Annotated in this window: 14 protein-coding genes; 8 read left to right on the forward strand and 6 right to left on the reverse strand. The window is 57.0% G+C overall.

The features are described 5' to 3' along the window. Window positions 1-748: 748 nt before the first annotated feature. From NTX71_06580 to NTX71_06600, 5 genes are all read left to right on the forward strand, one after another. Entirely contained in the window at window positions 749-2,365 is a 1,617-nt protein-coding gene (locus tag NTX71_06580; protein ID MCX6339569.1) for a VCBS repeat-containing protein, read from the forward strand. 156 nt (window positions 2,366-2,521) lie between these two features. Next, window positions 2,522-4,465 carry a PQQ-binding-like beta-propeller repeat protein gene (locus NTX71_06585; protein MCX6339570.1) on the forward strand — a complete coding sequence of 648 codons (1,944 nt, stop codon included), beginning with the start codon at window positions 2,522-2,524 and terminating at the stop codon, window positions 4,463-4,465. 71 nt (window positions 4,466-4,536) lie between these two features. Continuing rightward, entirely contained in the window at window positions 4,537-6,141 is a 1,605-nt protein-coding gene (locus NTX71_06590) for a PQQ-binding-like beta-propeller repeat protein (protein ID MCX6339571.1), read from the forward strand. Window positions 6,142-6,609: 468 nt separating this feature from the next. After that, window positions 6,610-8,307: a DNA topoisomerase VI subunit B gene (locus NTX71_06595; GenBank protein ID MCX6339572.1), complete on the forward strand. Its 1,698-nt coding sequence runs from the start codon at window positions 6,610-6,612 to the stop codon at window positions 8,305-8,307. A gap of 258 nt (window positions 8,308-8,565) precedes the next feature. Continuing rightward, window positions 8,566-9,654: a DNA topoisomerase IV subunit A gene (locus NTX71_06600; GenBank protein ID MCX6339573.1), complete on the forward strand. Its 1,089-nt coding sequence runs from the start codon at window positions 8,566-8,568 to the stop codon at window positions 9,652-9,654. Between the two features lie 95 nt (window positions 9,655-9,749). Here NTX71_06600 and NTX71_06605 read toward each other — a convergent pair whose 3' ends face one another. Next, window positions 9,750-9,902: a hypothetical protein gene (locus NTX71_06605; GenBank protein ID MCX6339574.1), complete on the reverse strand. Its 153-nt coding sequence runs from the start codon at window positions 9,900-9,902 to the stop codon at window positions 9,750-9,752. Window positions 9,903-9,978: 76 nt separating this feature from the next. On the opposite strand from NTX71_06605, the gene NTX71_06610 reads away from it, so the two are divergent. Both NTX71_06610 and NTX71_06615 read left to right on the forward strand, forming a co-directional pair. Then, window positions 9,979-11,367 (forward strand): lactate racemase domain-containing protein, encoded by a 1,389-nt coding sequence (locus tag NTX71_06610; protein ID MCX6339575.1) that lies wholly within the window; start codon window positions 9,979-9,981, stop codon window positions 11,365-11,367. Next, entirely contained in the window at window positions 11,364-13,013 is a 1,650-nt protein-coding gene (locus tag NTX71_06615) for an FAD-binding oxidoreductase (GenBank protein MCX6339576.1), read from the forward strand. The genes NTX71_06610 and NTX71_06615 overlap by 4 nt, the downstream gene beginning before the upstream one ends. A 34-nt stretch (window positions 13,014-13,047) precedes the next feature. On the opposite strand, the gene NTX71_06620 is transcribed toward NTX71_06615, so the two are convergent. Together NTX71_06620 and NTX71_06625 are read right to left on the reverse strand one after the other, a co-directional pair. Further along, window positions 13,048-14,085, reverse strand: a complete 1,038-nt coding sequence (locus NTX71_06620) for a bifunctional oligoribonuclease/PAP phosphatase NrnA (GenBank protein ID MCX6339577.1) — start codon at window positions 14,083-14,085, stop codon at window positions 13,048-13,050. Window positions 14,086-14,310: 225 nt separating this feature from the next. Continuing rightward, window positions 14,311-15,879: an AAA family ATPase gene (locus tag NTX71_06625; protein ID MCX6339578.1), complete on the reverse strand. Its 1,569-nt coding sequence runs from the start codon at window positions 15,877-15,879 to the stop codon at window positions 14,311-14,313. A gap of 238 nt (window positions 15,880-16,117) precedes the next feature. Here NTX71_06625 and NTX71_06630 point away from each other — a divergent pair, with 238 nt between their 5' ends. Next, entirely contained in the window at window positions 16,118-17,758 is a 1,641-nt protein-coding gene (locus tag NTX71_06630) for a glycosyltransferase family 39 protein (protein MCX6339579.1), read from the forward strand. Here the strand turns inward: NTX71_06630 and NTX71_06635 are convergent. The 3 genes from NTX71_06635 to NTX71_06645 form a co-directional block, all read right to left on the reverse strand. Next, entirely contained in the window at window positions 17,733-18,773 is a 1,041-nt protein-coding gene (locus NTX71_06635) for a response regulator SirA (GenBank protein MCX6339580.1), read from the reverse strand. The two genes, NTX71_06630 and NTX71_06635, sit on opposite strands and share 26 nt — an antisense overlap. Before the next feature lie 80 nt (window positions 18,774-18,853). Beyond that, entirely contained in the window at window positions 18,854-19,654 is an 801-nt protein-coding gene (locus tag NTX71_06640; protein MCX6339581.1) for an alpha/beta hydrolase, read from the reverse strand. Window positions 19,655-19,689: 35 nt separating this feature from the next. Further along, complete coding sequence (locus tag NTX71_06645) at window positions 19,690-20,223, reverse strand: hypothetical protein (protein MCX6339582.1); 534 nt, start codon at window positions 20,221-20,223, stop codon at window positions 19,690-19,692. Window positions 20,224-20,495 lie beyond the last annotated feature (272 nt).

Below are 20,495 nucleotides of genomic sequence, written 5' to 3' on the forward strand. Positions count from 1 at the left end.
GAGTCCGTTACGAGGCCACGACCAACCAGTGGTTTGATGACCTTGAGAATACATGGACGACGGTTCGCAAAACAACACGTTCATGGTCAGTTCAAAAAATCAAGCGATTGTGTAACTTTACTTAATGCGTTTGTATTAGTGAGGTCATGGGGGATTTAAATTTTGCCCTTCCCATAAGCGTGGAAACGGGCATATACAGTATGGAGGGAGTGATGGTACGCCCCGGCGCCGACGTATTTGACCCGGCCGGCTGGATTTCCCCGGGGGTTGTTACTGCGCTGGTAGATATTTATCAAATCATTCAGCCCACCCCCGATCCGATCGCCGATACTCTGGACTATGAGGGATTAGCGAGCACGCAATGTTCTGAGTAAGCAATCACAGTAACTGCTTTCTCGCCATTTTGGACGAAATCAGTAACCGGAATCAGCCCTCGATTATTGCGGAGATGCCCGATCTCTACAGTTCATAAGGAACCGGCATCAGTGATCACAGGGTGGGGATCCCGTCGGGGTCACCTCTACTATATGACTGCGGGTAAATCCGGCTATCGTGAAGAGGGCGGGTACAAGAAGTTGGCACTAGGTATAAACCGATGGCTATCGCGATTATTGTACTGACCGCCTTCATTGCAGCAGCGCACACCCCCACCCCGACCCCGCCGCCGACACCTACCCCTCCCCACTGGCTGCCATGCGCTATCGATGAGGGATGCAGTGCGCCGCCCTCACAATGTGGTTGGGGTGGAATGAGCTTCGCCATGCCCCCAGAGGAGCAGGAGTATAACCATACGGCCGGGTCGGCTACAGAACAGAGATTGCCTGTGGGAGCTAAACCACGAGATGTCATGCCGGGAGATTTTAATGGTGATGGCAAGATGGATTTAGCTGTAGCTAATGCAGTAAGCAAGGACGTCTCTATAATCATTGGGAATGGAGATGGAACATTTGCTAATGAGAAGAGATATAGTGTGGGGGATTACAGTTCCCAGATTGCCGCTGCCGACTATAACAACGATGGCAAGCTGGATATGGCTGTATCATGTTGGGGAGGGTACAACCCAATAGTGAGTGTGTTCTTGAATCAGGGAGATGGCGCATTCTCAGCTCCCGTAAGTTATAGAGTCGCGAATGATCCTATGTCAGTAACGAACGGTGATTTTAATAAGGATGGGAACATAGACCTGGCCGTTACGGATACCGGGAGCGGCTCCCCATTCGGCTCGAGTATATCGGTTCTCCTCGGCAAAGGAGACGGGACATTTAATCCGGAGGTGCAATATGGTGTGGGGGAACATCCGGACTCTATTGTAACCTTTGATTTTAACGGAGATGGCAATTTAGACCTCGCTGTAGCTAACAGGTGGGCTAACAGCGTTTCCATCCTTTTGGGCAACGGGGATGGGACGTTTAATCAGGAGGTAAGATACTCTACAGGCATGAATCCTCTTTGTCTGATAGCATCCGATCTAAACAATGACGGCAAGGCGGATCTGGTTACGACCAATAGCGACAGGTACACTCCGGAGGAGCCGTACGGCAGTATTTCCGTTCTCATGGGCAAGGGAGATGGGACATTCGCCGGAGAAGTGAGATACGATATCGGGAAATTACACGAATCGTTGGCGAGCGCAGATTGGGATCTTGATGGCAAGGTAGATTTAGTAATAGGCGATACATATTACGACAAGATTGATATACTGTTCGGCAATGGCGATGGCACGTTTTATGGGAAGACCAGTTTTGCGTTCGGGCGAGACCCGAAGTCGATCAAAAGCGCCGATTTCAACAAGGATGGGAAACCCGACCTCGCTGTTGCGAATTTTGACAGCAACGATGTTTCAATTTTCATCAACGACAATATACCTGGCCAGCCGACAATAACAGTCACGCCAATCACTCCCTTCCCTATACCCACGCCAACGCCGAGGCCGATTGAAGTGCGGGTGAGCAGTGAGAGTGTACGACCCGGGGAAGGATTCCGGATGTGGGTAAGAGTAAATTGGCAAATTACATTCTCTGTCTTTGACGCATATGTGGTTGCGATAACGCCATGGGGCATTTATTCAGTGAATACTGAGAAAAAATGGCAGCCCGGGGTACATCCGATTCTGAAGAACAAAGCACTGATAAAACCATGCCAGGGACTTCTTCTAAATATTCCTCGTGTTCCCAAAGGATTTACGGGGCAGTTCACCTTCATCGCCGGCGTCGTCGAGTCTCCCAAACCGCCCAAGGAAGAGAATGCTGTGTACATGGATAAGAAGGTAGTGGGGGTGATTTCTGGTCCAGCCGCACAAGCCAGCAATGCGGGCGACAAAAAGTTTGTCAGGACTTTAACCCAAGGGCTGGCGCGATTGCTTTAATCGGCGGAATGGCATCCTCCAGGGTCAGATCTCCAGCCTCATGCAGCTTTGAGTTGAGGAAATGAAGGCTCGATGACTGGAACGAACTCTCCGGGTTTGCGCCTGCGGATTCTCCGATCGGGCTAAATGAGTTTTAAGAGAAAAAGGAGATGAGACATGAAAAGGCATAATCTTCTTCACCTGTTTTGGATGGGGCTTGCCGGCGCATTGGCACTTTTCGGGAGTGAGTGCGCTGCTCAGCCAATGAGCTCCCCATGGCCCATGTTCCGCCATGATGCGCAGCGCACGGGCAGGAGCGTTACCGCGGGCTCATGGACCGGGATCCTGGCATGGAGTTATGAAGTCGGCGGAGGCGTCATCTCTTCGCCGGCACTCGACACAGCCGGCAATGTGTATTTCGGCTCGCTCGACCGGAATCTGTCCGTGCTTACATCGAACGGCTTCTTCCTGTGGAGTTATGCCGCAGGAGGCGCATTATCTTCTTCGCCGGCAATTGATACGGCGGGAAGAATCTACTCCGGCGCTGATGACAACACATGTTATGCCCTCAGTCCCTCGGGAGCGCTCGCATGGAGCTATAATACGGCAGGCAATCTTTTTTCTTCTCCCGCCATAAATGGGGCCGGCTCCGTATACACAGGCTCACTTGACAATTCGCTCTATGTGATAGCTTCCTCGGGGCAGATTGAATGGAGTTACACAATGGCAGGGGGCATACAGTCATCTCCGGCCCTGGAGACAGATTGGACGGTATATATCGGCTCCAACGATAACAACCTTTACAGTTTTGGTTCCGATGGGGCATTTTCATGGTCGTATGCCGCTCACAATGCGTTTTATGCCTCTCCATTGGTGAACGATGGAATGCTCTATGCAGGTTCCGTGGACAACGCATTTTATGCCCTGAATACCAATGGCGCACTGAAATGGAGCTATGAATTTGGCGATTCGATTTATGCTTCAAGCGCGATCCATCGCTATGGGGATATTTACATCGGATCCTGTGACAATAACCTCTATGTGATAAGTGCAGGCGGGACGTTACAGTGGTCTTATGATTCAGGAGGCGACCCACATTCTTCTCCGGCCGTGGATCCGTATACGGTCTATTGCGGTTCCTCCGCAGACACAATGCACTCGATAAAACTGGGAGGTACTCTCCGCTGGAGTTATAAGGCGGGGGATACCATCAGGTCTTCACCCGTCATCGACTCATGGGGAACGGTTTATTTCGGCGGCGGCGACAACAGGCTCTATGCAATATCTCCGGATTCGTTAATACCGGCGAAGGCGGAGATTGCGCTCAACGGGACTGTCTTCTATCCCGGCGACCTGCTCGAAGCATGGTTCATGCTTTACACGGATATCAATCGACCATTTCATGTATTTGCGGCATTTCACACGCCCGATGGCAAGATATACTATATTACTTCAAAAGGGCAAATAACCAGGAGTGTAACTCCCCTGGCTTTGAATGTGCCTGGTTTACCGGCTGGATTTCGAATTAAGTTTGTTTCCATGGTTGTTCCAAACACTGCTTCAGGACAATATAGCCTCGTGTTGAGTTTTTATAAACCGCAAGGGCCTTATAAACCACAGGATGCAATCCTCTGGATATCCAAAGACTTCAGCATCGGTGCGATTGCAACACCGACGCCGACTCCCACTCCTCCCACCACGCCAACGCCGAAACCGATTGAGGTGCGTGTGAGCAGTGAGAGCGTACGACCTGGAGAAGGATTCCGGATTGAACTGCTGGTAAACCGTCAAATCAGCATGTCGGTGTTCGATGCCTACATCGTTGCGCTCACCCCCTGGGGTGTGTATTCAGTGAATAATAAGTTGAAATGGGAGAAGGGGGTGCGGCCGGTTTTAAGCAGCGTGGAGATAATCGAGCCATGTCGGGTGAGGCTGATCGATGTGCCCAGTATGCCGGAGTGGGCGGCAGGCCGGTACACTTTCATCGCCGGCGTCGTCGAGTCGCCCAAGCCGCCTAAGGAAGAGAACGCAATCTATATGGATAAGAAGGTTGTGCAGGTGATTTCTGGTCCCACCGCACGAGCTGGTAATGCGGGCGACAAAAAATTGTCAGGACTTTAACCCACGGATTGGCACGGTTATTTTAATCGGCAGCATCCATGTTTCATTTGAACGTATGGGGAAGGGGCAGCATGAAACAGAATAGCCTATCGGCAGCATTTGTCTCACTGACATTGTGCCTCCTCGGATCGGTATTCGCCCAACCCGCCAACTCCCCCTGGCCGATGTTCCATCATGATGTCAGGCACACAGGCCAAAACCAATATTCAGGTCCGCAGACGGGTGAGATGGCATGGAGTTATGAAACGTGGCTGGGTATATCCTCCTCCCCGGCTATAGGTCCTGACGGGAAAGTCTTTGCGGGGTCTGATGACAACATATTTTATACTCTCACTTCATTGGGATCGCTCTCGTGGAGTTATGAAACTGACTGGTGTATCACTTCCTCGCCTGCAATAGGTGCAGACGGCACAATTTATGTCGGCTCTTGGGACCATAATTTCTACGCATTATCTTCCAGCGGCTCCCTTTCGTGGAGTTATGAAATGGTGAGCTGGATATATTCTTCTTGTCCTGCGATTAACTCTGACGGCAGGCTCTATATAGGAGCAGATGATAATAGGTTATATGCTATCACTTCAACCGGCTCACTCTTATGGAGTTATCAGACAGGTTATAATATAAGGACTTCCCCTGCCCTGAGTTTAAATGGATACATATGTTTTGGTTCTGAAGATAACAATATATACTCTTTAACACACTCTGGTATCTTGTTGTGGAGTTATGTAACGGGAGGCAGCGTATATTCTTCGCCCGCGGCAGGTGTCGATGGTAGAGTTTGTGTAGGATCTTATGATCGCAGGCTATATAATTTCACGTCTTTAGGTTCAAATACGTGGAGTTATACAATAGGATACGCGATAGCTTCCTCTCCTGCCCTGGATACTGATGGTAAAATCTATTTAGGGGGCTATGACAATAATCTATATGCCATTGCTTCGACTGGCTCCTTTATATGGAGCTACACCACAGACTACCCTATTGAGTCTTCTCCCGCCATAGATTCAGGAGGGGTGATTTATGTGGAGGGCTCTGAGAACAGGCTGTACGCTATATCTTCCATAGCGTCCCTCTTATGGAGCTATGATACTGGACTTGGTGTCTATATGGGGCCGCCCTCTTCTCCTGCTATAGGTTCTGACAGGAGACTTTACGTAGGATCAAGCTATTTCAGATTATTTTGTTTTCAGGATCCCACTGCGGCGCCGAATCCGACGGCTACGCCGACGGGGACACCAGCGGCGACGAGCACACCCACGGAAACGCCCGTACCCACTCCTACGCCGATACCGCCGCTGGTCGTTGATCCGGGACCGCTGACGGCAGGCCAGCCATTCGTGCTTGGCATCGCATTGATTGAGGATATCACCAGGTCGTTTGACTTCTATCTCCTTGCCGAAACCCCCGCCGGGGTCTACAGGATCTATTTCAACGGGTCGGTCAAGAAGGGGATCGTACCGATCTACAAGAACGTGCGCAGGTACAATGCGCCGTATTTCAAGACAGTGAGCTCGAAGGTCAGGATCCCCGCGTCCATGAATGGGAAAACGATCACCTTCTACGGCGTTGTGGTTGAAGCGGGTAAGAAACCGCCGGTGAAGAAACTGTCGGATCTCAGGCCTGACAGCCCCTATGTCATCATGATGGATAAGAGGGCAAAGACGGTTGGTTCGTAGACGTTTTACATAATTAAGACGTGCGGAGTATGTTACGGCCTATATTCGGGACGTACTGTAGTCATGGGTGCGGCGCAGTGCATGCGGCGTGCGCTTAGCTCAACCGGCAGATCAGCGGATTAAACAGCATCAGGGTCTATAATTAGGGCAAGTAGGTAGAGTAGGGAACAGGATTGATTTGATTTAGGGTCAGCTTGTCTGTATCCACCGTTTCTCCCGCCTTGGCGGGATGCCCGTATAGTTTCCCCGTTTCAGTTTTCCTGCTCCCCCTCATCATCCCGCTTAGCGGGACAGTTTTCTCCCGCCATGGCGGGACTTTCCGAGCACCTTCATCCAAAGGCATTCGCCATCACCTTCCATGGGGAAATGTCTCCCTGGGGTATCAGTGTTAAAAAATCTCTTTGAAAATATGTACATCATTATGTTATTATGCCTTGTTTTTTCACATCAGCAAAAGATGCCCACATCATGCCCAAAAAGATAAGGCGGAAACTCGCGGACAAAAAAGCTGAAAAGCCCGGTGGAAAAGCCGCGACAAAAAGCTCCAGGCTCAAAACCCCGAGGGAGCTCGGGGAGAACGGAATGGAACTCCACCAGGAGGAGATCGCCTACCAGATGGCGCTCCGGCAGCGGGAGATTTCCGTCTCTGAGTTTTTCAGCAAGAACAGGCATCTGCTTGGATTCGACAATCCGAAGAAGGCCCTCCTCACCACGGTGAAAGAGGCCGTGGACAACAGCCTGGACGCATGCGAAGAGGCGAAGATCATTCCTGAAATCAGGGTTGCCGTGCTACCGATCAGCGAAGACCGGTTCAGGGTCGTCGTTGAAGACAACGGGCCGGGCATAGTAAAGACGCAGATTCCAAAGATCTTCGGCAAGCTCCTCTACGGCTCAAAATTCCACACGCTCAAACAGGCCCGCGGGCAGCAGGGGATCGGTATTTCCGCCGCGGGAATGTACGGCCAGCTCACGACGGGGCAGCCGGTCAGGATCACGTCAAAAATCGGGCCGAAGAAACCAGCGCACTATTTCGAGATCCGCGTGGACACGCAGAAGAACACACCCGAGATCATCAAGGACGACGAGGTGCAGTGGGAATCACCACACGGCACAAAGGTTGAGATCGAGCTCGAGGCCAGGTGCCAGAAGGGGCGCCAGTCGGTTGAGAATTACCTGGAGCAGGTTTCCCTCGCAAACCCCCATGTCCTCATCACCTACCATGGCCCCGAGGGCGAGAAGATCGTACTCGCGCGCGCGGCGAATTCCCTCCCCCGAGAGCCCAAGGAGATCAAGCCCCACCCGTACGGCGTTGAGCTCGGCGTGCTCATGCAGATGCTCAAAACCACAAAGGCAAAGCGGCTCCGCTCGTTCCTCATGCAGGATTTTTCAAGGGTGGGGACAAAAGTGGCGCGGGAGGTCTGCGCAAAGGCCGGCCTTCCTGAAACCGCGTACCCCTCCAGGATCGCGCGCGAAGAGACGGATAAGCTCTACCAGGCCATCAACGCCACGAAGATCATGAGCCCGCCGACCGACTGCCTCTCCCCGATCGGCGAGGAGCTCATCCTGGCGGCCCTGAAGAAACAGATCAAGGCGGACTTCTACACCGCCACCACGCGCTCGCCGTCGGTCTACCGCGGCAACCCATTCCACATCGAGGTGGGGCTGGCGTGGGGAGGACCACGCGCGGGCGGCGAAGACGGCGAGGATGAGCCTCTCGCCAACCTGCTCCGGTTCGCCAACCGCGTCCCGCTCCTCTACCAGCAGTCGGCGTGCGCGATCACCAAGGCGGTGATCGGGACGAACTGGCGCGGCTACGGGCTCCCGCAGGCGCGCGGCGCCCTGCCCTCCGGCTCGATGACGCTCATGGTGCACATGGTCTCGGTGTGGGTGCCGTTCACCTCCGAGAGCAAAGAGGCGATCGCCCACTACCCGGAGATCCTCAAGGAGATCAAGCTCGGCGTGCAGGAGGTGGGCAGGAAGCTCCACTCGTATCTCAGCCGCCGCGCCCGGATCGCCGACGCGGAGAAGAAAAAGGCCTACATCGAGAAGTATCTGCCGCACATCGGGATCGCGCTCAGGGAAATCCTCAAGCTCAACAAGGCGCAGGAGGGAAGGGTCGTCAGGATACTGACGGAGATCCTGGAAAAGTCGAGGAAGATGGAATAATAGACACAACCCCTCAGTTATATGAACGATCATCCACTGATTTCACGGATGAGCACGGATTTTTAAACAGATTATCAGTGTCAATCCGTGGATAAAAACACTGAGTGGAGTGAATTATTACCCCCATAACTGAGAGATTACTAATGGACCACTGAGGATATCTCAGTGTAGGGGCTTGATTCATCAAGCCCGTAGGGTTCGATAAATCCCTGCCCGGCCGGCAGGCGGGGAACCCCTACAGAAAAGGATAAGGTTTAAATGAACAAGGCGGCGGCGAAGATCAAGCAGACGGCTCAGGAAATCTATCGGACGATACTCAGGAAGCGCAAACCGTCCCTCGACCTCCCGATCCGCTCCCTCGACAACGTGCGCTACAACACGAAGGTGGGCAACTTCGAAATCGGGAGACGCAAGAAGGAGCGGACGCTCACCGTGACCACCGCCAAGACCTTCGCCCAGTCCCTGAAGATGATGTCGCTCTCCAATGACCTCCTGCGCGGCGACGACATCGCCACCAAGCGGGAAGCCTACTACGTCTCCAAGAACTGGGGCGACGCGCGCTTCGACGAGCAGCCGGAGTCTGACTCGGTGATGGACGATGTCGAGGCGCTGTTTGCAGTCAACCGCGAGCAACTCGGTTTCATCCCCGAGGAGAAGGGGGGTGAGGTGGCGGGGCGGCTGATCGTGATTGATCGCGATACCGACACGGGGCGCAAGATCAAAATCGACTGCACCCGGTTTGGCTCAGGGGCGTATTCAATACCGATCTCCGTCGAGGATCTCCAGTTTCAGACAAACGCAGCGTTCATTCTTGCCATAGAGACCGCGGGCATGTTTCAGCGGCTCGTGAAGCATAACTTCTGGAAGGGGGCAAACTGCGTCCTCGTCTCCATGGGGGGCGTCCCCACGCGCGCCTGCCGCCGCTTCATCAGACGCCTCGCGGACGAGAAGAAGATCCCCGTCTACGCCTTCGTGGACGGCGACCCATACGGGATCACCAACATCTACCGGACCCTCAAGGTGGGCTCGGGCAACGCCGCCCACATCAATCAGTTCTTCTGCGTGCCCCAGGCGCGCTACCTCGGCGTCACGCCGCAGGACATCATCGACTACAAGCTCAAGGACGCCACGCACCCCCTGAAAGAGGTGGATATCAAGCGCGCGAAGGACGCGCTCGCGAACGACCCGTTCATCAAGCACGAGAAGCGCTGGCAACAGGCGATCGAGCAGATGATACGGATGGGGGTGAGGGTGGAGCAACAGGCCTTCGCCACGCACGACCTCAACTACGTGATCGACGTCTACCTGCCGAAAAAGCTCAAGCACCCCGAGCTGTTCCTGCCATGAGCGGATATCGTCTTCGTGCGCTGTGCCATTCCTGAGAGAGCGTCCAGAAATAGCGTATAACATATCGAAACGTTCACCTGATAGGTGAAATGTAATCAGAAGTATTTCTCCCTGTAGGGGCTTGATTCATCAAGCCCGCCAAGCTGGTCGGATGAATCCCTGCCCGCCGGCAGGAAGGCGACCCCTGCATTATCCGCCATTTTGGGAGCACGACCGCTCTTTACCCATCGATAAAATATGTGGTACATTGGCTACAAACGCCCCGCGGGATCACCTCGGGGCTATCGACTGACGGCGACGCGGTCGCGTGAGAAGGGATGCACAATGAAGAGCGCTGACATCACCCTGAGCTACGGCGACCAGGTCCTGAGCGGTTTCATACACCAGGAGTGGATTGACACGGGAAGGTATCTACCCCTCATACCGCCGCCCAAGAATCGGGTTATCGAGGATGCGGCGGCGGCGCTGGCCCGTGCACTCGAGAACCCCATCGGTGGTATCCCCCCCCTCGGAGACCTCGTCAAGAAATGCGTCCGCGGCGGGGATGTCGTCATTCTGGTCGATGACTACGCCAGGCCCAATGACCACACGCGCTTGCTGCTGCCTCTTCTGGTGGAGAGGCTGCGGCGGACCTACGGCATCCCCGTTGAGAAAATCAAGGTCGTCGTGTGTGCGGGAACGCACCGCGCCCCCACTGCCGCCGAAATGAAAAAGACCGTGGGGAAGGATATGGTTTCCCGGGTCAGTATCGTCGTCCATGATTGTGAGAAGGATTTAACCCGGGCGGGAACGGTGGACGGCCGCCCCATTATGATCAACCGCGTCGCCTTCAACGCCGATCTCGTCATACCCCTCACGGACGTTGATAACCACTATTTTGCCGGCGTCGCGGGCGGCCCCAAGTCGTTCTGCCCGGGGATCTGCAGCAAGGAGATCATCACCTGGGAACACCTGCAGATGTTCGACGATGACGGCTTCGCCGACAATGTGGCCCTCGGTATCCTCAACGGCAATCCGGTGTACAAATGCAAAAAAAAGATTGTCAGCACGATCATCGATTCCATGAAAAAGCGAGGGCGGGAGGTGTATTGCCTGACCGCCATTGTTGACCCGGAGGGCGACCTCGTCTACCTCGAGGGGGGGGAGACGTTCGCCGCGCACCGTGCTGCAGCGTCCAAGCTCAAGGACGTCTGGACGATGAAATTGAGCTGTCGCCCTGAAGTGGTCATCAGCGGGGCGGGCGCGCTCGGCATCAACCTCTACCAGTCGGGGAAGGCCATTCACGCCGCCTACACAGCCGTTGAGCGCGGCGGAATGATCCTCACCGCCGCCCCCTGCCAGGACGGTTTCGGCAACGAGGAATTTAAAAAATTGATGAAGCTCGCCGCCGATGCGATCTCGCTCCGCGAGGACCGCGACAGGGCCATCGAGCAGGCCACGCTCAAAGTGCTCGAAACAGTCCGCAAGGATTTCAAAATCGGCAAGCAGAAGGCGGTGGACTTTCTAAGAATTCTCGATCATGTCGGGTGGGGGCATCTCTATATGATCCAGGATGGTTTGACTGCGGAAGACCGGAAAATCCTCCCCGTAACCTTCTGGGGTGAGAGCGGGCAGCCCGCAGAAACACGACTCTCGACATGGGTGGAGAGATACGGCAGCGGAAAAACGATTACGGTTATCGACAACCCCGGATACGTGGTGAACGTGCAATGACGCACCGCCTTCACGCGGAAAAGGCCCGGGAGTATCCGGGGACGCAGCGGATGGCAGTGCTCGAAGGCGCCGAGCGGATTGCGGTCGACTACCCCGACTATCTCAAAGATGAGTCGCGCCTTTCTGGCGGAACGAGTACCACCCTTGCATTTCCCCTGAGTGAATCGGATGTCTCCACATTTCTCAGTACGATGAACCGACGGGGAATCCCCGTCACGGTGTCAGGAGGGCGGACGGGCATCGTCGGAGGTGCCGTTCCCATGGAGGGGGCGCTCCTCTCGTTGGAGAAGATGGACCGCATCCTTGATATCCGGAAAGGGGAAAACGATGGCCGGTGGTTTGTCAGCGTCCAGCCGGGGATCCTGGTGAAGGAACTCCACCGAAGGATCGAGCAGAAGGACCTCCTGGATTTCCTCTCTTTCCCGACGGTTTCCAATCGCAAGGCAGTCGAGGAGTTCCTCGGTCTCACGAAGGAATATTTTTACCCGATCGACCCTACCGAGACGAGCGCGACCCTCGGCGGCACGCTCGCCACTAACGCTTCCGGAGAGCGCAGCTTCCACTATGGGCCCACCCGCAGCTACGTCAGGGAAATCAGGGTCGTGCTCGCGAACGGCGACGTCCTGAAAATTCGACGAGGAGACGTCAGGGCCTCCCCCGGGGGCACGTTCGAGGTCACGCTCACCAACGGCGAAACGATCTCCGTGGCTCTCCCGACGTACGCCATGCCCTCTGTAAAGAGCGCCGCGGGGTACTACGTCACAGAGGGGATGGACCTGATCGACCTCTTCATCGGATCGGAGGGAACCCTCGGTGTCATCAGCGAAATCGAGGTTATGATTGTAGAACGGCCGGAGAATGTACTCAGCCTTGTGCCATTTTTCCCCTCCAATAGGGATGCGGTTAAATTTTTTATGCACGCCCGAAAAGAGATCCCGGGCGTTCTCGTATTCGAGTACTTTGACTCATGCGCGCTCGATGTTCTACGGTCGAAGAAGCAGCGCGACGGGGCGGGCTCGGCAGTCCCGACACTGCCCGAGAAGGCGCGGGCTGCTATTTTCCTTGAGCTGGCATTTCGTGAGGAAGAACTGGATGCACTCTACGCCTCTGTGGAGCGCTTATTGCGCGAGCACCACTCCTCGGTGGAGGACACTTGGAGCGGCATAGAGCCGGCGGAACGGGAGAAGATACGCGCATTTCGTCACGCCATGCCGGAATCGGTGAATGAGATCGTTGCGCTGAACAAACGCAGCTGCCCGGCGATTCACAAGATGGGGACGGATCTGGCCGTGCCGGGAGACAAGCTCGAAGATATGATTAATTACTATGAGGGCCTCCTCACGCCCTCGGGCATGCAGTATGCTATTTTCGGCCACATCGGAGAGCATCATCTCCACGTCAACATTTTGCCGCGAACGGAGAGGGAGATCGAGCAGGCGAAGCGCATCATCAGAGATTTTGCCCGGAAGGCTGTGGCATTCGGGGGGACCATCTCCGCCGAGCACGGCATCGGTAAAATCAAACATCCCTACCTCGAGATTTTGTATGGACTGGATGGCATGCGGGAGATGGCGAGGGTAAAGAGAGCACTCGATCCCCGAGGGATCCTCTGCAGGGGCAATATCTTTCCCTCCGACCTGCTCTAGGTACTGCGGCAGACGCACCCGAGCTCCATCTGGCTCATGCCCCCGGCCTCTTCCGCTCCCGGGACCGGTTCCGCCACTCACGCCCCGCGAGCTGTTTGACCTTCTCGCGCACGCGGGGAAGGCTCCCCTCGACCACCGCTCCCGCGGCGAACCAGTGCCCGCCGCCGCCGAGGTCGCGCGCGATCCCGTTGACCCTGAAGAAATTCTTGGAACGCAAACTCACCTTGACCCTTCCCTCGGGGAGCTGCCGCAGCAGCACCACGAGCTCCACCGTCTTTATCGATCTGACATAATCGAGGAGGTAGTTCTCGCTCCCCTCCGGGTCCGCTCCCGAGTAGGCGTACATTCTGCCGCTCACGGTCATCCAGGCGATCCGGCCACCGTGCTCAAATCGGAGCGAGTTCAGCGCGCGGCCGAAGAGCTCGACCTCCGCCGCCGTGTGCGTCTGATACAGCCTGTCAAACACGTCGTAGGGTCTGACCCCCGTCTCGAGGAGCTCGGCGACAATCCGGTGCGTTTCGGCATCCATCTTCGTGTACGTAAATCCACCGCTATCGGTATAGATGGCCACGTAGAGGGCGAGTGCGATCCTCCTGTCCAGGCGGCATCCAAGCTCCCTGCCGAGCTGATAGATGAGTTTCCCGGTGGACACCGCATTCTCATCCACGATGTTGATGTCCGCGAAGGCCTCCTCGGGGGCGAAGACGTGGTGATCGATGACGATCCTCGGGCAGGTGAGCCTGTGTGCGAGCTCGCCCAGGGAACCGATGCGGAGCAGCGCGCTCGTGTCCACGATAATCCAGGCATCGCACGCGGCGAACGCTCGCCGCGCGCCCTCCGGTTCACAGGTCTCCACGACGCGCTCGGGATCGATGAAACACAGCCTCCGCTGCGGCTCGTCGCAGTTGATCGCGCGGACCCGCTTACCCATCTGCCTGAGGAAATAGTACAGCGCGACCTGCGAGCCGAGCGCATCGCCATCGGCGTGCTCGTGTCCCGTGATCACAAAGCGTGCGCCATTCTTGATGATCGGAATTACTTTGTTCCAGTTGGATTCAGTACGGTACGCCATAAGAAACCCAGAGGTGATCTACCCCGCTGCGCGCGCAATTGCATCTTCATCTATACCAGAAACTAGTGTGGTGTCTCGGAAGTAGCATTCAAAAGTCCTGCCATTGCGAGGAGCGTAGCGACGAAGCAATCTCATGATTGCCAATATGTTGAGATCGCTTTGCTTTCGCTCGCGATGACAGACATATGCTGGGAATTTCCGTGACAAGACACTAGCAACCAGTAACTAGGAACTGTCTTTCTGGTACGACCTCTTGATCCACTTGTTGAGCGTTTCCGCGGGGGCACTCACCGCTTCCTTGGTGATGACGAAGCGGTCCCGCCCCGTATTCCTGCGGATGAGGTTAAGGCCGTGCTCATAATCCTTGAGGAGTGTCCGGCAGAATGCCGCGACGTCCATCTTCACCTCCTCCGCCTGCGCGACCACGAGTTCCGCCGCCGCCCTGTTGAAGGCAACCGCGATGCCGTGCTTCTCGCGAAACTCCTTCTCGAACTTCCTGACGAGCTCCGCGCCGAACGCGCGTTCCACCCGTTCCGGGCTGGCAATGATCTTCTTGAGCTCGCCCCCGGGATCGTCGACCAGCACCCGCGTCACTACAACATGCCGTATCGCCGTCGAGGGCAGCTCGAATTTGAAATCCCTCAGCGTCCGCTCGCACACCGTCATCAGGCCGCGCGCACCGGTCTCCTCCTGATACGCCTTCCGCGCGATTTCCCTGAGTCCCTCGTCCGAAAAGACGATCTTTATGCCGAAGGCGTCAAACGCAGCCTTGTACTGCCTCACGATCGACCCCTCGGACGACGTGAGGATCTGATAGAGATCCTCCTCGCTCAGCTCCCCGCAGACCACCCGGACCGGCAGGCGCCCGATGAACTCGGGTTCGAAGCCGAACTGGATGAAATCCTTCGACCTGGCTTCGTGGAGGTACTCGAACCGTTTCTTTTTCTCATCCAGGCTCGCGGCAAAACCGATCTCGCCCGCGCGCAGCCGCTTCTGGACGATCGCCGCGAGCTGCTCGAACGCGCCCGAGACGATGAAGAGGATGTGCCGGGTGTTGATCGATTTCTTTTTGATCTTCCCCTTTTTCTGATACTCCATCATCGCCTGGATCTGCCCGGTGATATCCATGGGGCTGCGGAGCGGCACCTCCGTCTCCTCCATGAGTTTGAGCAGGCCGGTCTGCACGCCGCGCCCGCTCACGTCGCGCCCGACGAGTTCCCGCGCCGAGGCGATCTTGTCTATCTCGTCCATGTAGATGATGCCGTACTGGGCAAGGGCGATGTCGCCATCCGCCTCGTGCACGAGGTCGCGCACGAGGTCCTCGACGTCGCCGCCCACATAGCCGGTCTCGCTGAACTTTGTCGCGTCCCCCTTGATGAACGGCACGCCGATCAACCGCGCGATACACCTGATGAGATAGGTCTTGCCCACGCCGGTCGGGCCGATGAGGATCACGTTCTGCTTGGCGTAATCACCGCAGCCGCCCTTCCCCAGGCACCGCGCGGCATGGTGGTAGTGGTCGCACACGGCAATGGACAGCACCTTCTTCGCCTCGTCCTGCTTGATGACGAAGCGGTCCAGGTACTCCTTGACCTCCTTCGGCTTGAGGTCGAACTTCAGGTCGGGGAGCTTCTCCTCCGCCCCTTCCCCTGCCTCGTCACCGCCGGCCGCCTCAGCCTGGGGGAAAATGCTGATCAGCGCCTTGTCGCCGAACTTTTTCTTGAAAAAGTCAGCGAGCTCCCGCTGGAGCTCGTCCGGAGTGGGTACTGCGTCGTCCTTCGATCCTGATATCATAGTGTCACCTCGTCTTCACAATTATGTTATTATAGCAAAGATCAACTCCAATGACAGATCCGGAACGGAATGGCAATAATGCTGTGGTTGCAGGCGGCAATATAGTGTTATTTACCACTGATTTTCACAGATAATAAGACGGATCGCCACAGGTTACTTCTTACCAATATCGGTGCAGATCCGTAATAATCAGTGGTCATCCGTGGCAACACCTCATAACTTAGGGATTGCGAATGGCATGACCGACAGCACCCGTGACTCACTTGTGCTCGCGCTCATCTGCGGCCTCTTCCTCATCCCCGCCGCCGCATTCCGCGGGCCGACCGGCCTGGAATTCAGGACGGCCCTCTTCGTCAGGGATATTCTCCAGAACGGCCCCTCGCTCATACCGCGGCTTGATGGCGCGCCGTATTTCGATTATCCCCCGCTCTATTTTCTCGCGGCTGCCCTCGCTACGCGCGCAACCGGCGCAATCAATCCGCTCTCTCTCGCAATCCCTGGCATACTCTCCGCCATGGGGACAGTGTACCTCACCTGCGTTTTTGCGGGGAGGATAAACCGCGCGCTCGGCGTGATGGCCGGGGTTGCGCTCATCGTCATGCCGCTCTTCAGCTCGAGTGTATCGCAGGCCACGGTGGACCCGATGCTCACCTTCTTTATCTCCCTCGCACTCGTTGCCTACTGCCGCTATCTCTCGTCGGGCGCGCCATGCCTCTTCCCCCTCGCCTGTGCGGGGCTGGCGGGGGGTATCCTCACCAAGGGACCTATCGGCGCCGCCATTCCGGTCTCGGCGGTGCTCATGTATCTCCTCACGCGGAGACGGTGGCGCGCCCTCGCGATGAACCTCATACGGATCGGCGTGTTCCTCCTGCTCTTCGCGGCACTCTGCTTCATTGCGGTGTCACTCACCGATGGGAGGGCCGCGTTCAAAGAGCTCATGGACGCCCAGCTCCTGGACAGGGTCAGGGACGAGCCCAACACATCCCGCTCCCTTTACCTCGGCGTGTTCTTTGCGGGTTTTGCCCCCTGGTCACTGTTTGCGTTCCTTCAGCTCTTATGCCGGGATGACGTCGAGGGGAGCCCGCGCAGCGAGATTCTTATCTTCTCCAGAATCTGGCTCCTCGTGACCTTCGTCCTGCTCACCCTCGCGAGCGTCAAACACACCCGCTACCTGCTCCCCGCCGCCCCTCCGACCGCCATCCTCTGCGCGGCATTCTGGGAGAGTGCCCATGGCGTGCGGGCCGCGGGCTTTTTCAGCGCCGCCCGCTCATGGATCAGGGGTATCTGCATCGCCTCAATTGCCGCGGGAATGCTCTTCGCGATCGCGGCCCCGGTATGGCTCCCATTCGCATCCGTCTCGCTCATCCTGGCGATTCCCGCCGCCGGCCTGCTCGCACTCGCGACCGCCGGACGCAGGCCGGCCGGAGACGCCCGCGCCGTGTTCTATCTCCTGGCCTGGACGCTCGCCGTGGGGTTCCTCATCTTCTGTCAGTATGCGCTCCCGCGGATGAGCGCGAGGGAGGATGCAGGCCCGTTCGTGGAGGCGGTCGAGCGCGAGGCGAAGGGCCGGCCGGTGCTCTTTCTCGGCATCAAGAAAGAATACGACGGGTCAAAGTACCTCTACTGGCGCAGGGGGAAAAACGAGCTCAGGTTTGCAGCGACGATTGATGAGCTGGAAGCCCTGCTCGCGTCGAGGGCGCCCGCCCTGCTCGTCGCGCCCGCGGGGATGAGAGCAACTCTCGAATCGAGCCGTGGCGGCACGCTGGGTTTCCTCTTTGAGGGGAAGCTTGGGAAAAAGCGGTGCGCCGTATTCAGGGCGGGGGCGGCCACCCTCACCCCATCGCGCACCGATGCTACGCGTACGCGCTCCCTCCAATGAATTCCCTCAAGAGGGAAGTGGCGGGAATCACCGAGTCATCTTCAAGGAGATCAACTTCCTCGAGGTAGCTGAGGCAGCGGGACGCTCTCCGGTACGCGTCCTCCCTCCCCGTGCCCTCTCCGAAACGCTCAACCGCCTCCCGCAGGCTGTGCGAGAGGTACTTCTTGTGGACAGGCAATTCATACGGCAGGTAGCCGTTCACCACGACCTCGGTGCTTTTGATGAATGGCACGATGTGCTCTTTTTCCGCGGCGCGCACATAGTGCCAGTGCCCCAGCGTCTTGAGGGGGGTATAGTTGCGGTGGAGGTTGTCGCGGACCATCCTCCGCAGGAGCCGGATGTCCGTCCAGGGGACGAAATTCCCCTGCCCGTCCTTCAGCTGGCAGATCGACTCGATGTACACCCTGAACTGCACGGTGTGGGGGATGCCGGCGGTCATATCGCGGTGGAAGGCGTGGAGCCCTTCGACGACGAGGAGCTGCGCACGGTTGAGCCGCATCACGACCCTCTCTTTTTCACGCCTGCCGGTTTTGAAGTTATACACAGGGGTCGACGCCTCTCTCCCCGCGATAAGATCGGTGAGGTTTTGATTGATGGTTGTGCGATCCAGCGCGTCGGGGGTCTCGAAATTGTAGTCCCCCAGCTCATCCTGCGGCTGATCGTTGAGGTTCCAGAAATAGTTGTCGAGGGCGAGCATCTGCAGATCCAGCCCCATGCCCCGGAGCGCCCCGCAGAGCTTGATGGTGGTGGTGGTCTTCCCCGATGAACTCGGCCCCGCCACGATCACCAGGCGGACGGCATCCCGTCTTTTTGCGATCTCTTCCGCGGCATGCCGGATCACCTCCTCGTAGGCCCTGTCGGCATCGCGGATCAGCGACTCGTACCCGCCGAATTCCATCCGGCGATTGATCCCCTCGATGGTATCGGCGTCGCGCAGCTGGTTCCACTTCCGCGCCTTCTTCACGATCTCCATCTCGTAGATCTCTTTCCAGTCAATCCCACGGGCTGTCTTCATGGTTTCTCCCTGATTCCAGGTTCGCGAGAATGATAGACCATTTTAAAGTCGAGGGCAAGGGAGCAGGCGCGGTGGTCCATTTATACACTCTCCAGGAAATCGCGCAGCAGCTCGGGATAGTTATTGTCGGGAAGGAGAAAAGCGTCATTGTGGCCACCCGCGAGCTCCACGAAGCGCTTCGGCTCCGCGGCGGCCTCAAAGAGCCTCCGACCATGGGAGAAGGGGATGACCTCGTCGTCGCGGGCGTGGATGAAGAGCTTCGGGATGGCGATCGATCTCACCCTGCCGATCGAGTCATATTTCTGTGTCACGAGAATCCTCACGGGAAGAAACGGGAGGAGCTCCCTGCCGATGTCGGCGGTCGAGGTGAATGCGCTCTCCACGATGAGGGCCGAGAGCCTCCTCCTCGTGGCGAGCTCGATCGCGACTGCCCCACCGAGTGACCTCCCGAAGGCGACGAGGGAACCGGGGTCGATCCCTGGTCGGGAGCCGAGGGAGCGGTAGGCGGCATCCGCATCAAGGTAGATGCCCTTCTCTGAGGGGTGGCCGCCGCTCCTGCCGTAGCCGCGGTAGTCAATGATGAGTGTGTTCAGGCCGAGGTCGTGGAATATCCTGATCGTCTGGAGCCGGTGCGATATGTTCCCGGCGTTCCCGTGGAAGAAGAGGATGCCGCGTCGCGAACCGGTACAGGGAATGAACCACCCATTGAGTCGAACACCATCGGAAGCGGTGAGCCGGACATCCTCGTACCGAAGACCTATCTCCGCCGGGGTTGCCTCTATCTCCCTCGTCGGGAAGTAGAGGTTCGCCCGCTCGAAGAGAAAGAGGAAGAATCGGAGTCCGATGAGGATAATGACAGCCCCGATGAGCAGCTTGGCCATGGTGGGCACGGTTTCTCCTCCATCCAGCCAGTGGTTCAGGTGGCGCGCCCCGCGCCCGCCTGCTCTCCCGGGAGGAGGCGCGGGGGGCACGGCACAAGGCCGAGCGCTGCATAGACCCTGTCAGCGATCTCTCTCCACCTCTTGTTGACGATTCGCCAGTTGCCGGGCTCGACGATGCTCTCCCGCGTGTGCAGGTAGCAGAGGAAAACGTTGTAGTCCCCGTAGCGCGGGTGGCCGAGGACGAGCCCCTCCCAGGGGACCCCGTTCGTGATCACGAACTCGTCGCCGTGGTCATGGTAGAAGTACCTGTTGAAAAGGCCGCTCTCGTTGTGCCGCACCCCCGTCATCTTCTCCGATGAAAAAATCGTGGTGCCCCATTCCCCCTCGATATACTTCCGCACTTCTTCACCGTAATACTCCGAGACGATGTGCGAGACGGGGAGGAAATGGGTGAACATGTGCGCCGCCATCGGGCCGAACCCCTGATAGACGAGGCGCGTGTCGCGGACCCCCCCCCTCGCTGCAATGAGCTTCTTCAGGTGTGTCAGGCTCTCGAGAGGCTGCGGCATATTTTTTATCCCTCACTACCATGCAATGTCACCGCCACAGAGATATTGAGAACAAGAGGAGTATACAGAGAAGCCCATGAGTCTAACCGCGGATTATGCGGATTAATATTAGCCACAGATGAACACAGATACACACAGATCAATCTCTTTCTAGAAACCAGAAACCCGAAACTGTTGTTGCTGTTGTAACAGCCTCCGTGGTGAGAAATAGCAATCGAAAAAGTGGCCGGGGATCGTCCCCGGCCATGAGAACCGCGGGCCACCCTGCGAGC

It is taken from the genome of Candidatus Auribacterota bacterium (assembly GCA_026392035.1).
Classification (GTDB): domain Bacteria; phylum Auribacterota; class Tritonobacteria; order UBA1439; family UBA1439; genus JAPLCX01.

Coding starts and splice junctions, on each gene's coding strand:
- NTX71_06580 (MCX6339569.1), top strand. CDS start 749: ATGAGCTTCGCCATGCCCCCAGAGGAGCAGGAGTATAACCATACGGCC.
- NTX71_06585 (MCX6339570.1), top strand. CDS start 2,522: ATGAAAAGGCATAATCTTCTTCACCTGTTTTGGATGGGGCTTGCCGGC.
- NTX71_06590 (MCX6339571.1), top strand. CDS start 4,537: ATGAAACAGAATAGCCTATCGGCAGCATTTGTCTCACTGACATTGTGC.
- NTX71_06595 (MCX6339572.1), top strand. CDS start 6,610: ATGCCCAAAAAGATAAGGCGGAAACTCGCGGACAAAAAAGCTGAAAAG.
- NTX71_06600 (MCX6339573.1), top strand. CDS start 8,566: ATGAACAAGGCGGCGGCGAAGATCAAGCAGACGGCTCAGGAAATCTAT.
- NTX71_06605 (MCX6339574.1), bottom strand. CDS start 9,902: ATGTACCACATATTTTATCGATGGGTAAAGAGCGGTCGTGCTCCCAAA.
- NTX71_06610 (MCX6339575.1), top strand. CDS start 9,979: ATGAAGAGCGCTGACATCACCCTGAGCTACGGCGACCAGGTCCTGAGC.
- NTX71_06615 (MCX6339576.1), top strand. CDS start 11,364: ATGACGCACCGCCTTCACGCGGAAAAGGCCCGGGAGTATCCGGGGACG.
- NTX71_06620 (MCX6339577.1), bottom strand. CDS start 14,085: ATGGCGTACCGTACTGAATCCAACTGGAACAAAGTAATTCCGATCATC.
- NTX71_06625 (MCX6339578.1), bottom strand. CDS start 15,879: ATGATATCAGGATCGAAGGACGACGCAGTACCCACTCCGGACGAGCTC.
- NTX71_06630 (MCX6339579.1), top strand. CDS start 16,118: ATGACCGACAGCACCCGTGACTCACTTGTGCTCGCGCTCATCTGCGGC.
- NTX71_06635 (MCX6339580.1), bottom strand. CDS start 18,773: ATGAAGACAGCCCGTGGGATTGACTGGAAAGAGATCTACGAGATGGAG.
- NTX71_06640 (MCX6339581.1), bottom strand. CDS start 19,654: ATGGCCAAGCTGCTCATCGGGGCTGTCATTATCCTCATCGGACTCCGA.
- NTX71_06645 (MCX6339582.1), bottom strand. CDS start 20,223: ATGCCGCAGCCTCTCGAGAGCCTGACACACCTGAAGAAGCTCATTGCA.